The sequence below is a fragment of the Arsenophonus endosymbiont of Aleurodicus dispersus genome, from assembly GCF_900343015.1.
In the GTDB taxonomy this organism is placed as follows: domain Bacteria; phylum Pseudomonadota; class Gammaproteobacteria; order Enterobacterales; family Enterobacteriaceae; genus Arsenophonus.
Map to the genome: position 1 here is coordinate 635,283 of NZ_LR025108.1, position 14,397 is coordinate 649,679.

Consider the following 14,397-nt stretch of genomic DNA (forward strand, 5'->3'; position numbering starts at 1 on the left):
TTTACTGATAAAAACCTGCTATAAATCCAATATATGGTAGATAGCAACATCACAAAATTAGCTAGAAGGTACTTTTTATTAAACATAAAGATAAAATTAGTGTGTTGATTACTATTTTAAAAATTTTGTCCTATTAGTTTAATAGGTAATTTAGGATAGTATTAATTACTAATTAAACTTTGAATAAATCATTGGAAAATAATATTTTTTATATTAAGGTCTAGACAAGGTCATCATATTTCTGCATAATTTCTAGCTATGGAAGGATGGCCGAGCGGTCGAAGGCAGCGGTCTTGAAAACCGCCAATGGGAAACCATTCTAGAGTTCGAATCTCTATCCTTCCGCCAAATTAGTTGAATTAATTAAGTTGGTGGAAAGGTTAACTTTTAATCAATTGGTAGCAGGTTAAAATCCTGCACTACCGACCAATTAAAATAAGGAGTTACAGGTTCATAACCTCTTATATAACTTTCTTGTATACCATCAAGGGTTTTAGCAATTTTTTGAAGGAGATAAATATGCATAATTCTTCAAGCTAAACTATAATTGCGCTACAATTTTTAGACTAATTAGGAAGTAACGTTTTTATATATAGTAAATTTTGTCTTCATCCATTTTAGGCTATTTCAGTAAAGCAAGAATAAAACCCAGTTTAGCATACCTTTCTAATTGTGTCACTTTACCTCTTCTATTTTTTATCGCTTGTAGTGAGATTACTGCTGCTAGCAGATGCATAATTTGGTCGTTTAACTACTACACGGACACGGTGTTTAGCTATCTTTATTTCAGGAATTAAAAGGCTATCAGCATCTTCATATCTTTTTTACTAAGGCACTTTTTTAGATGTGGATACATCAGATCTAGATAAAATACATCTGGTGCGGGTAACAGTTAATACATTCATACTTTAAGCATGTAGCAATGTAATTCTTTATCTTAACTAGCTTCCTATTTCAGCATCAGCATAACTACGGTTTAATTCGTCATCAAAAGCTGCGCAACCACTGCGTGATCATCTAAGCAGTAGCATAAATGATCGTGGTTAAATAGAATTTTTTGATGCCAACTGCTTTTCCAATAGCTTTTGCGCCCATCACAAAATTTACGCTGTTGTATTATCTCACCCGGAAAAAAAATTAAACTATTTTAGTTTAAAATACTTAGGTTACTAATGTAATTAATACAGTATGGGCGTATTTAAGTTGCTATTTATTAGCAAAGGCTCTTTAAGAAAGAGCTAGGTTCACAAATTCATTGAATATCCATTGCCTTATTTATTAATACCATAACTCTGTAACATTGCATCTAGCTTAGGTTTTCGTCCACGGAAACGTTCAAATAGTATCATTGGTTCCTCTGAACCACCGCGACTTAAAATATTATCAAGGAATGATAACCCAGTACTGCGATTAAAAATACCTTCATCGGTGAATCGTGAAAATGCATCTGCTGCTAAAACGTCGGCCCATAAATAACTATAGTAACCAGCACCATAACCACCGGCAAAAATATGGCTAAATGCATGAGGGAAACGACTCCATTTAGGTGACGGCACTACAGCAACCTGTTTTTTAACTAATTGTAAGGTGGATAAAATTTGGCTGCTTTTTTCTGGAAGATATTCATAATGTAATCGAAAATCAAACAACCCAAATTCTAATTGACGAAGAATAAACATTGCAGCTTGATAATTTTTAGCTGCTAACATATTATCTAACATTAATTTTGGTAACCGTTCACCAGTTTTATAATGACCTGATATAAATGCAAGCGCTTTAGGCTCCCAACACCAATTTTCCATAAATTGGCTGGGTAGTTCGACAGCATCCCACGGAACTCCATTAATGCCAGCAACGTCTGCTACATCAATTTTAGTTAACATGTGGTGTAACCCATGGCCAAACTCATGGAATAGCGTAACCACTTCATCATGGGTAAACAGCGCGGGCTTATCACCAATAGGTTGGTTAAAATTACAGATTATGTAAGCTACGGGGTTTTGGTTGCTGCCATCTGAATGTTTTAATCTTCCAGCACAATCATTCATCCAGGCACCACCCCGCTTATGTTCTCTTGCATAGAGATCTAAATAGAAGCTACCGTATAAATCACCGCGTTCATCATATAATTCGAAGAAACGTACATCAGGATGCCATACCTCCACATCATAACGTTCTTTCGCTGTCAAATTATAAATTTTATTAATGATTTCGAATAAACCGTTGATAACAAGTGGTTTTGGAAAGTAGGCACGTAGTTGTTCATTTTCAATCGAAAATTTATGCTTTTTTTGTTTTTCACTATAATATACCAGATCCCAAGGCTCAAGTTTATCAATTCCGTAGTGGTCCTTAGTAAATTGAGTTAATTCGGTAAACTCTTTTTCACCTTGGTGGTAGGCGCGTTGCGCAAGATCGGTAAGAAAATCTAGAACCTGTTCGGGTGATTCGGCCATTTTAGTTGCTAAAGATTTCTCAGCAAAATTATTAAATCCAAGTAATTTTGCTAATTCGTAACGTAACGCTAAAATTTCATCCATAATGTCACTATTATCCCATTTACCCGCGTTTGGCCCCTGATCAGAAGCCCGTGTATTATAGGCGTGATAAATTTCTTGGCGTAGTTCACGATTATGAGCATAAGTTATAATAGGCAGATAACTTGGTATATCCAAACTGAATAACCAACCTTCTTCTCCTTTAGATTTAGCTAATGCTTTTGCTGCTGAAAGAGCACTTTCTGGTATGCCAGTTAGCTTATCGCTATCTTTAATAAGTTTCGTCCACCCCATCGTTGCATCTAACACATTATTGCTAAACTTAGTTTTTAACTCAGCAATTCGAATAGCAATCTCACCATAACGTTTCTTTTTTTCTGCTGGTAACCCAATACCGGATAATTCAAAATCACGTAACGTATTTTCAATTGATTTACGTTGTGCTTGATTTAGGTAATCAAATTCAGCACTATTTTTTAGTGATTTATAAGCTTGGTAAAGACCGGTATGTTGACCCATCCAGGTACTAAATGCTGATAGTATAGGTAAACAGGTATCATAAACTTGTCGTAATTCAGTGCTGTTTTTGACTGCACTGAGATGGTCAATGGGTGACCATGCTCGGGAGAGCCGATTGTTAGCTTCTTCTAATGGCTGGCATAAATTATTCCAGCTAAAGTTGCTATTTTCTTTAAGTATGGTTTCAATTGTCTGCTTATAGCTGTCTAATACGGACTTTATCGCAGGCATCACATCTTGTGGTGTGATGGTTAAAAAATGAGGTAACACAGATTTTGTTAGTAAAGGATTTGTCATAATAAAAATATCCTGTCATTAATTATACTTAAATTATACTTACTTAGTAAGTACATTTAAATATAAATAATATACGTTGTTAAGATATGGCTACAAATGGTTGAGTTCAATCTTAAGAAAGATATTTTCTCTATCTAGATTATTAAAAGACAGAGGGTTAGAATTTATGGAAATAAGATTATAATAATTGCTAATTTCCCCATTGTACTTAAAATCTAGATGGGGGCGCTAACGTTTTTTGGTATGTTTAACTCCTGTGGTATTCTACCATTTCCCATCTATTAGTATCACTAAAAATCCCTTTACCCTGATATTGGTTTTTTCTTGATAGCTACAGTTGATCTAAATTTTTTATTCTTTATTGGCAATAAACTGAAGCTAATGTAGGATTTAGATTAATACATAACAATAAATAATTGTAAAGTCAATAAAATGAAGATAATAATACTTAATTATCTTAATATGACAGAAGTATGTATTGACTTAAAATAAGTTAAGTCAATTCAATTTAATGTTTTGGTTAGTTTAATCATAAGACGCTAAATAAATTGGGAAAAATGAAACTTAGCACGAAAATAAATAAACAAATAGGCCATTTTGCTCTTGATTGTTGATAGTGTTTTAAATGGATAGTGAAAGTAAAAATCTTTAATTTTCAAATAATAAGTTGCTATTTACTAGCAATAAAAATCAGCTAATGCAGCGTAATTCCCCTTTCTCACAACATACAAAGAAAAAATATACCATGACGCAATTGGTTGCGACTAAGTAGTAAGATGCTAAAATTCCTAATCCACTTGTTTTTATAAAAAAACAAGTTAACTTAATCGTATTGAAAATGGATTAAATATTGTTATTCATAATATAATTATTGATGGTCCATCATTTGGTCAATTGATGTTTAATGTAAAGCTCTTTTATCAATTTTTAACAAAATCTAAATCATTATCGGAATGTGCATCTCCTAAATATTAATTAACAGCCAGAAAATAGTTTACGCCAATCATAATTGGTGCTATCGGAATAACGTGTACAAGATTAATTGGGTAACTTGGCAAATTAATGCTACGTTTGCAAAATAATGAAAATGAAAAGGTAGAAAGGAAAATGTTATAGTTACCTGAATATTTGGTGAAGTTTATGCAGTTTTTAGCGTATGCTATTTAATGCTTTTATGATGTTAATATCAATTAGTATTTATATGTTTGGTAAATCAAGATCAGTATATCTTGCATCTAGATCCACGAGGTATTATATTAGTATAGCGCCCCTCCCCTAATCAATCATATTGCACTTTTAATGATGTCATAGGTGAACAGTGGAATTATAGCCAGCCAGCTTCATCTGCTATATCTCATTTAAACACCTAGGTTACTGCTTCGGGCTAAATGATTGTTATGTTGCTGAACATCTAGCACAATTAATGAGTGGTACAGTACGACTATTAGTTAATCAATATAATGGTAGCTTTACTATCCATTATATAATACTCTACATCTATCATGGGTCTATTCCGCTAATTAAATTTTTAATTATACAATATTGTATGGTCAGCGTAGATCTATGGTGCGACGTTGATTATAATTGTTAATCTACTGCGAATATGTTAATTATCAAACAGATACTGTTGTCCTATCATAAATTTAACGATAGGTTAGTTCAATAAGATGATTTTCACTACGACCTGTAAATAATATTATTGCTCGATTATAATAAGAAAAATCATTCATTTTCATAATGAAAACAATATTAGGTGATGCATCTAAAAATGATTGTAATAGACTGCTGTTATAACTAAATTGGAGTCTACTCTCGTCACTTCATATCAACAATACCTGATAAGCGACTATAAAACTCTTCAAGTTGCTTGATAATAACAGAAAGAAAATAGCCGGCGTAAGGAGTAATAGTAAATCCCAAAAAGATATAGAGCTTCAAATTAATATTTTAATGTTGCCATATGATAAATATCACCCACTATCTATAATACCATGTCTAATATGATTAGTGCTGTTGCGAATAGTAAGGAAAATATAATCAAGCAAAGCTTGATTATTAAATTAACATAATATTGAACAAGTACTTTAAGCCGCTTAATATACACTCCAGTTAAATCATAACTTATATAGATAAAAATATAGCTCTGATCTAAAATAGATTATTAGGGATAATTTATATTTTAGTTTTCATAAAAAATAAATTAACTGATGAACGAAATGATATAATTATCAGATAAATAAAAATTGAATAAATAAAGAATATAGATTTAAAAAAGAAAAAGGGCAGTTTTTGATACTTCCCTATGATATACCTTATTTAATAACACGTAGAGTAGGGCGTCCTTTGGGTGGCATCGGAGGCTCATCATCAGATGATGAAATTGACGTTATTTTTTGCTCTTTATTTGACAATTTGGTATCACTAACAAGTACTAAATTATCACTTTTAGAATTGCCTGCACTATTATCATATTTTTGCTCAGGTTCAAACATCATTCCTGCTCCATTTTCACGACCATAGATAGCAATAATAGCACTCATAGGTACTTCAACATAGCGAGAAACTCCACCAAAACGGGCACTGAAGCTGACAATTTCATTAGTCATCTCTAAATTACCGATAGCAGAGGGTGTAATATTTAAAATAATCTGTCCTTTATGCTCATATTCTATCGGTACATTTACCCCTAAAATATTAATATCCACAACTAAATGGGGAGTCATCTTATTGTCGAGAAGCCATTCATAATAAGCCCTAAGAAGGTAAGGACGACGTGGCGACATTCCTAACAATTCCATAATAAATTAACCTGTGGTAGATAAACACATCTCCTGCTCAGCTTCAGTTAATGACGCAAGGAAAGAATCTCGCTCAAATACACGTTCCATATAAGAACGAATGCCTTCCGTTTCTTTTCCTTTGGGGATATCTATATTCCAGAAAGGTAAACGCCACAAAAGGGGAGCTAAATAGCAGTCAACTAAACTAAATTCTTCGCTCATAAAAAAAGTCATCTCTTTGAAAATTGGCGAGATTGCTATCAGTTCTTCTCTTAACTGTTTACTTGCCGCCTCGGCTTGAAGAGCTTGATTTTCAATCTTATACATCAAAGAATACAAATCTTTATCTATCCGATACATCATCAAACGACTACTACCACGAGCAATTGGATAAACAGGCATTAAAGGTGGATGGGGAAATCGTTCATCAAGATATTCCATAACAACGCGAGAATCATACAATGTTAATTCTCTATCAACTAGCGTTGGTACTGTTTGGTAAGGATTTATATCAATCAAATATTGAGGCCAATTACCTGCTTCAACATTCTCAATTTCAATGCCCAAGCCTTTTTCTGCCAAGACTATTCGTACTTGATGGCTAAATATGTCAGTCTGGCCGGAAAACAGTGTCATTACCGAACGTTTGTTGGCAGCGACAGCCATGAAAACCTCCAAGTTTTTAAAAAATAGAAAGTAGCCATAATATAATTAATCAATCCATTTCAACATGTTTAAAATGCTGTTAAACTAATTAACTAAGTTGACCATTGAACTATAACTAATATCCGTTATTTCCAACCCAAAACTTTCCTCAGTTTTGGTGAAACTTATAAAAAAAATTAATAATAAAAACTTTAATAAATAATCGCAATATAACATAAAGCTAGCCTAAAGTAGGGCTTTATGTTATAATTTTGTTGTAAAATTGATAAATTAACGTTTAGAGTATTGTGGACGACGACGTGCTTTACGCAGCCCTACTTTCTTCCGTTCAACAGAACGCGCATCACGGGTAACAAACCCTGCTTTACGCAGTTCCGAACGTAGTGTTTCGTCATATCCCATCAATGCACGTGTAATACCATGACGGATTGCACCTGCTTGACTAGAAATACCCCCACCTTTAACGGTAATGTATAAATCCAGTTTCTGCAACAGATCAACCAATTCTAATGGTTGGCGAACAACCATTCGCGTCGTTTCGCGGCCAAAATATTCCTCTAAGCTGCGCTGATTGATAATAATATTGCCGCTACCTGTCTTAATGAAGACGCGTGCGGAAGAGCTTTTACGGCGACCAGTGCCGTAGTATTGATTTTCAGCCATTGCCTATATCCATCTAGATTAAATGTCAAGAACTTGCGGATGCTGTGCCGCGTGGTTGTGATCACTTCCAACATAAACTTTCATTTTACGGTACATCGAACGACCAAGAGGTCCTCTGGGCAGCATCCCTTTAACCGCAATTTCAATTACACGCTCAGGGTGACGGCCCTTTATTTCTTCGAAGGTCGATTGTTTGATACCACCAACATAACCAGTATGGTGATAGTAAATTTTGTCTTCACACTTGTGACCAGTTACTGAAATTTTTTCTGCATTAACAACAATGATATAATCACCAGTATCGACATGTGGAGTATATTCTGTCTTATGTTTGCCGCGCAAATGTCGCGCAATTTGAGTTGCCAGACGGCCTAAAGTTTTTCCATCGGCATCAACAATGTACCAGTCACGTTTTACAGTTTCTGGTTTAGCTGTAAAAGTTTTCATTAAAGCTTACCTATATATAAGTTACATATTGGCTAACACTCATATTTTATAAAATATGAGTGTTCACGTAAAGTTGTGTCTAGTAGATCTTATTTTTTCAAGTAGTAAATCTGACATTACGTAATTATAGATAATTTTTTGTCAAAAATCGACATAAAAAATTTTACTACCCTGTTGTATTATGATTTGCTAATCAAGCTATATGAAGTAATTTTAGGTATTCATAACTTTACATTTTTTATAATTTTGATAAACATATTTGATATTCAACGCGTAACAAATACCCTTACTTTTGCTTATAAGCATAGTAGGATTGTTAGCATAGTATGATGATTAATCCCACGGAGAGGAAATCTCTCTACAAGTTTGCCGTATTAGTATATCCACCATCCTATTTGTTTCAAGGTACGTAACCGGTAATCAATACCTGACATTAATAATGTTATAATATTTCTTTATTTGTTCTATTTAAGGTATAAAACGTGTTCGTTGCAATCTATCTCGATAGAGTTCATCTAGTGGAATATTAGATATTGCTATTAAGCAAATGCCGCTAGCAAACTGTTAATAACATTGCTCAAATCATGGCATTAGTAATATCAGAGAAACCGTACCAAAACATAAAATGTTAGTTTCAGATCTATCAGCAACCATTCCAATGGATGTGGTTAACTTTAAATTATCTACACTTAGCTAGCTGAAACGATAAAAATGTAACTGTAGTTTCTTTCTTAGCAAAGAAAGAATTGGCCAATTATTATTTTTCCGGTATGTAAAATTAAGCAATTGATAATGAAGAATATTTAAATGTGCTATCCTTTAAAAGGTCATAATTTTCTTGATCATTGAACCTAATTCTAAGATTAATAATCTTTGGTACTTTAATACCTCAAAATAAGATGAAATAATTATAAATAACTTTTTCTTCTTTCAGTTATGCACTTTTAACCAAGTATCATGAATTAGAAGAATATAGTAAATAATTGGTTAGCCATTTCTGCGTAGTGCAGAATTACTCGATAACATAGCACATATCGTCTTGGCTATAATTCAGAAGGTGCACAAAATTTATTAATAACACGGGCATCAACAAAAATAGCGCTATAGTTTTTAAAGTTAGTACCTAACTAATTAAGTTATTGAACTATTATGTCAATAGCTTTTAGTTTTGAAAAATTTTGTAATTCAACTGGTTATTCTGCTAATAACGATGCAAACAATATCGGTAGTACCGTATTTTACACCTGAAATCTAGATTGATCCGATCAAAATAGTTAGTACCTTGAGTTTAAACTTATCAATTGAGTAATTTTTTATGAGATATATTTATATTATTACTGCAACAGTATATTCTTAAAAACCATTAATATTACGATATCTTGTCCATTCTTCTGGGGTATAAGCATTAATAGATAATGCATGGATTAGATTATCTGCAATATATTCCATTAGTAGCGCATAAATCACTTGATGCTGCTTAACCATACTCATACCATGAAAAATTTCACCGACAGCAATTATTTTAAAATGGCTACTATCTCCATTAACGATAACTTCATCCAGTTTCAATTGTTCTATTAATACCTGCTTTATTTCATTTATATTCATAATTAAACTCAATTATAACATTAAAAGACAATGCATCGATCCTAATAGATCCACAATTTTTGCCAATAAAAAAAATATCATTGGCATAAAAAATGCACAAGATAAATAACTTTATATATAAAATATTTTATAAATTTATTACCCAATGAGGTTACAAAATCCTCAAGTTGATAAATTCTAATAATGGTCTTAAAACAATCATTAGCTTGATCTATTCTACATATTAAGATCGCCCCTTCTATATAAGAAGTGGCCAATTAAATATTCTAATTTTATGGCCAGTTGAGTATATTAAATGCATCGGCTTTTCTTGAGCAAGTTAATTTATCATATCCAGATAAATGAAGAAATGCAAAATTGCATGTATTTTTATTGATGGTGACTTAGGACGCGTCTTTGCGATGAATATTAAATAATACCAAAATTGCCGATGTAATGACAGCCGTTGGTATAAAGCCCTAGGCTTTTAATTTGATGCAATAACACCATAGTACTGCATTACTGGGTGGCAAAAGCAGATACACTTATTGGTGTTATTCATCTGCATTAATTTTTGCCAGCAGGCATACATAATATAATTTAGGGGGTAATACATGAATGATGTTAATAAAATAACATCCTCTTAAATTACCTTTACCAAGGTAAATTTTAAAATTAGCTTATAATCATTTGATCACTCAATTTTAAATAAAATAGAAGCATATTGCTTATATTGGTGATGAGTTAATTAACTAGCCCGTCATGTCGCAGATATATATTGGTTTCGGTTGTCGTAGCTGACGCACATACAATGTTATTAACGCATGATATTACATATCATGTAGGCTGCATAGGTGTGGTACTGGAAATTTGTTATCTCATTCTGCTTGCTCAAGATAAGATAGAAAATTCCTACTGCCTATCAATGCAAAAATAACGATAAGTAAATTTAAGTTTTGGATTAATATTATATTAACACTGATTGTTTTAACGCTTATTGGCTGGAACTTATATGATTTTAATCAAGCAAAAGCACCTGTTATAGTTGATAACAGTTAACCAAGTTATAAAATTAATTGGCAATTAAGCTGACAATGGATCAGACTCACTATTTTTCGAGTAATAAAATAAGCTGGTTCATTAATCCAGTATTAAGGAATAGTATCCCTGCTTGGACCATACCAATAAAGCAAAATTAATTAATAAATTACAATATACTCTATAAATAGAGTAATGTTCAAGAATGGGTTAAGATGTCTGTGAACTTGCTTACTAAGTCAAGGTCATCTTATTGCTCATGGAACCCCCCTAATTTCAGAAAATGAACAAGTAAAACGCGTTTATTTGGGATAAGTTTTCCGCCTTTGATTAATTAAAGTTAGTAAAATTTTTTATTATGTTATTTCCAATAGGATAGACCCATGTTCTGAAACATAGTTTGTAACTATGACTTAGTTAGCAATGATACCACAGCTACAACAAGCTATTTGGTGGTTGCTACTTTCAGCATTATAACTTAAATACCAAATTAAGCCAGCTTTTGAAGCCAATCCTTTAATTGAACAAGATTATCTCTACTAGTAAATTTAAACATTAGATACTAATGATAACTAGCCCTAGATAGTTTTAAATCAATTTAACAAAATGATATACCAGGCGAATTAACTTTAGATTCTTCTTGGTAAGCAATTTATTTTTCATATAACCATCCAAACCTTACCAATAATTTGAGCAAAAATTATTTGCCTATCTACCAAGAGTAAACGTTGCAAACGCTGTAATATTATTTATCCTATTTATTAACATGGTTACTGAAATAGATGCCGTAATTACCGCTGCTATTGTTATTCGACGAATCTAGCTATTTAAGTACCACTGAAGATCTTTATGATGATTTACCCCTGGAAGGGTCTTAAATTTTTTTAACCCGGATCCAGCACTTCAATCTGATTGGTATAGCAACAAAAATTTTTAAAGACTGCTTATCTAAGAAAAACTAAACTAATAATTAATGATCATTTATAATTACTTAGCAATCATGATTTCCCGATTGAAAATCAATCAACATTATGTTTCTCTAGGTAAATACTCTGATAATGATTAGAATGTTTTGAATATGGTGAATAGTATATGAACTCTATGGTTCTAGCGGATATTTTTTATTTACGCGTGCTAGTAAAAATTTTTATTGCGGCAGAAACCCTGTATAACCCTTTATTTATAACCAATTGTTGCAGAACAGGATATTAAAATTGTTTGTCGTACAGTTGCTAAATATCGATAGTGTCTATCCATTTATTGTAGATTACAGAAGAATTACGTAAAACTGTGGAAAAGAAATGGTCAAAATTTAAACAATATTTTGACCATATGAATTAGATTAATTTAATTTTCATTAATCTGTATTATTAAATAATACAAGGCACTATACACTATAGTACTAAATGTAGATTATTTAATCTAGTATCGTTTATACCAGATATTAATTCGTGTTGCGTGAAGTAATGAATAATTAAAATCATTACTTAATAACTGTTTCTAAAAAATCTAAGCTAAAAATGAGTATTACAGGTCTCCGTCTCCGGTGGCATTAGAAAGTACTAGTTCGCAAAGAATAACGTAAAAATCTTTAATATCGTAAACGATGAGATATTTATCTAATATAGCTTTAGAGATTAGTTCAGGCTTCAGATGAATGGCTATATTCATCTCCTATTTGCTTATTTACCAACTTTAATCACCCAAGCTGGAAAAAAACTACATTAACTTTGCTAAATATAATAGTTATTATTTTAGTAGTTTTATCTAAATTTTAAGATACAAGCCTTTGTAGTATTTTACTTATAAAAAGTAAGCGCCAATATACTTTTAAAAAAAAATTTTTTTTGATCAAGAAATCGGTATAATTAAGTTTATATGTTATTGAAAATAACTTAGTGTAGTTCAAGTTAATTTTTTTTATTGATAATGATATTTAAAATAAAGATTAAATAATTATTCGTGGCCAGTTTTTGTTGCTGACTAAATAATATGTTATTGTTTTAAACAACGCAATAATATACTTATATTATTGATATGTAACTTATTTTTATATTTTTTACATCAATCAAAACATATTCATTTGTTATATTTTATAATATAAATATTAATTATTTAATCAATAAAAATTTACACTAATCCAATAAAATGATTATTTTTATAGTTGTAAATAATTTTTCATCTTTTTTAACATAACATATTGATATTATTAAAATTTATTTTTTATAGGGTTATAATTTTCAGTTTAAATATTTTCTTTATTTATTGGATAATATATATAAAATAGTTCTATCAACTTATCATTAACATTAATTATTTATTTCAATTAATTAATGTGTTCAGGTTATCTTACTATTTAAGTAAGAGTTAGTTTATTTTTGTTAAAACCCTAGTAATGAGATTAACGATATGCGTTATTCTTTTTGGGAGTTTTTACAATGAGTGAAATAGTGAATTGGCAGCCTAGCGCGTCTATCAATAACTTATTTAAAAGAACTAAAATTATTGCTGAAATCAGACGTTTTTTCATCGAACGTGGGGTAGTAGAAGTAGAGACACCTATATTAGGTAAATCCACAGTAACAGATATTAATATATCACCATTTGAAACACAATTTTTTGCTCCTGTGATTGCTGACAGTACTAAATTATATATGATCACCAGTCCTGAATATCATATGAAACGTTTGCTAGCGGCCGACAGTGGTCCTATATATCAGATAATTAAAGCTTTTCGTAATGAAGAAAAAGGACGCTACCATAATCCAGAATTTACTATACTTGAATGGTATCGACCTCATTATGACATGTATCGACTTATTGATGAAGTAGATGACTTGCTGCAACTTATTTTAGACTGCCAACCAACTGAGCGGATATCATATCAACAGGTATTTCAGCATTATCTAAATATTGATCCATTAGCACTAGAATCAGAAAGTAAACAATTACATGATTCTGCAGTAAAATTTGGTTTAAATAACACGCAAAAAGAAGAAAACAAAGATGTGTTGTTACAATTTCTGTTTACTATGGGAGTTGAACCTAATTTAGGTAAAGACAAACCTACTGTTATTTATCATTTTCCTGCTTCACAGGCCGCATTAGCTAAAATTAGTAAAGAAGACCACCGGGTTGCTGATCGGTTTGAAGTTTATTTTAAGGGTATTGAGTTGGCTAATGGTTTTCGTGAGTTGACTGATGCACAAGAACAGAGAGAACGTTTTGATAATGATAATCAAATGCGGGAAAAAATGGGGTTACCAGAACAGCCTATTGATGAGTATTTCCTTACTGCACTAGATAAGATCAGCCCTTATTGCTCGGGTGTTGCTTTAGGTATTGATCGTTTAGTGATGTTGGTGTTACATGCAGAAAAAATAAGTGATGTTATCTCTTTTTCTATAGAGCGCGCTTAATCTAACGATTAGATTTTGAGAAGTTCATTTAGCTTTTTTTCTACTTATTTTATTGTTGATCAGTTATTGATATTGATGTGGTTTTTGCAATGGTTTGAACCAGTTTCAGGGAAACGGTAAAAGTATTATTGATGTTAGCTTTTTATATAAAAACTAAGCCGGTGTTGACTGTTTTTCATGTAATTTAGTGGCGTATACATTCTAATGTTGTATGGATGAACGACTATTTTTGTGTGTATCTTTAACCATAGTAGTAAGGGTTATTTTACTATAATGAGCATGTTGTAATCTCATCAAGCTTAGCTACTTATTTCATTGCTACTGGTTTAAATATTTATAGTTAGTCAAGCGACCATATAAGTTTCATGACAGCAATTAATTTAACCAGGTTTAAATTTATGCCTAATTTAGGTAAAAGTTAATTTTAAATGCGGTTTAATTCATTAGCATCAAAACACTGTAGATAAACATTTTTATTTTTTT

General features: G+C 31.6%; 8 protein-coding genes, 1 tRNA gene and 2 pseudogenes. 3 read left to right on the forward strand and 8 right to left on the reverse strand.

Annotation, left to right across the window (positions count from 1 at the left end; translation table 11 throughout):
- Positions 1-260 precede the first annotated feature (260 nt).
- Positions 261-348 (forward strand) — tRNA-Ser (locus WBAF_RS02350).
- A gap of 445 nt (positions 349-793) precedes the next feature.
- On the opposite strand, the gene WBAF_RS02710 is transcribed toward WBAF_RS02350, so the two are convergent.
- The 8 genes and pseudogenes from WBAF_RS02710 to WBAF_RS02385 all read right to left on the reverse strand — a co-directional run bounded on the left by WBAF_RS02710 (position 794) and on the right by WBAF_RS02385 (position 9,478).
- Positions 794-856 carry a hypothetical protein gene (locus WBAF_RS02710; RefSeq protein ID WP_439952284.1) on the reverse strand — a complete coding sequence of 21 codons (63 nt, stop codon included), beginning with the start codon at positions 854-856 and terminating at the stop codon, positions 794-796.
- Between the two features lie 415 nt (positions 857-1,271).
- Positions 1,272-3,314 (reverse strand): oligopeptidase A, encoded by a 2,043-nt coding sequence (gene prlC / locus WBAF_RS02355; RefSeq protein ID WP_121463439.1) that lies wholly within the window; start codon positions 3,312-3,314, stop codon positions 1,272-1,274.
- 2,312 nt (positions 3,315-5,626) lie between these two features.
- Positions 5,627-6,112, reverse strand: a complete 486-nt coding sequence (gene sspB / locus WBAF_RS02360; protein ID WP_121463440.1) for a ClpXP protease specificity-enhancing factor — start codon at positions 6,110-6,112, stop codon at positions 5,627-5,629.
- A 6-nt stretch (positions 6,113-6,118) separates the two neighbouring features.
- Positions 6,119-6,760 (reverse strand): stringent starvation protein SspA, encoded by a 642-nt coding sequence (gene sspA / locus WBAF_RS02365; RefSeq protein WP_121463441.1) that lies wholly within the window; start codon positions 6,758-6,760, stop codon positions 6,119-6,121.
- Between the two features lie 270 nt (positions 6,761-7,030).
- A complete protein-coding gene (rpsI, locus tag WBAF_RS02370; protein ID WP_121463442.1) occupies positions 7,031-7,423 on the reverse strand; it encodes a 30S ribosomal protein S9 in 393 nt (130 codons plus the stop codon).
- An 18-nt stretch (positions 7,424-7,441) separates the two neighbouring features.
- Positions 7,442-7,870: a 50S ribosomal protein L13 gene (gene rplM, locus WBAF_RS02375; protein WP_121463443.1), complete on the reverse strand. Its 429-nt coding sequence runs from the start codon at positions 7,868-7,870 to the stop codon at positions 7,442-7,444.
- Positions 7,871-8,250: 380 nt separating this feature from the next.
- Positions 8,251-8,431: pseudogene (gene zapE / locus WBAF_RS02715) on the reverse strand (AFG1/ZapE family ATPase); the annotation flags it as partial.
- A 792-nt stretch (positions 8,432-9,223) separates the two neighbouring features.
- Positions 9,224-9,478 carry a BolA family protein gene (locus WBAF_RS02385; RefSeq protein ID WP_121463444.1) on the reverse strand — a complete coding sequence of 85 codons (255 nt, stop codon included), beginning with the start codon at positions 9,476-9,478 and terminating at the stop codon, positions 9,224-9,226.
- Between the two features lie 1,248 nt (positions 9,479-10,726).
- On the opposite strand from WBAF_RS02385, the pseudogene WBAF_RS02390 reads away from it, so the two are divergent.
- Together WBAF_RS02390 and epmA are read left to right on the forward strand one after the other, a co-directional pair.
- Positions 10,727-10,810: pseudogene (locus WBAF_RS02390) on the forward strand (LPS export ABC transporter ATP-binding protein); the annotation flags it as partial.
- 2,123 nt (positions 10,811-12,933) lie between these two features.
- Positions 12,934-13,914 (forward strand): elongation factor P--(R)-beta-lysine ligase, encoded by a 981-nt coding sequence (gene epmA / locus WBAF_RS02395; RefSeq protein ID WP_121463445.1) that lies wholly within the window; start codon positions 12,934-12,936, stop codon positions 13,912-13,914.
- Positions 13,915-14,397 lie beyond the last annotated feature (483 nt).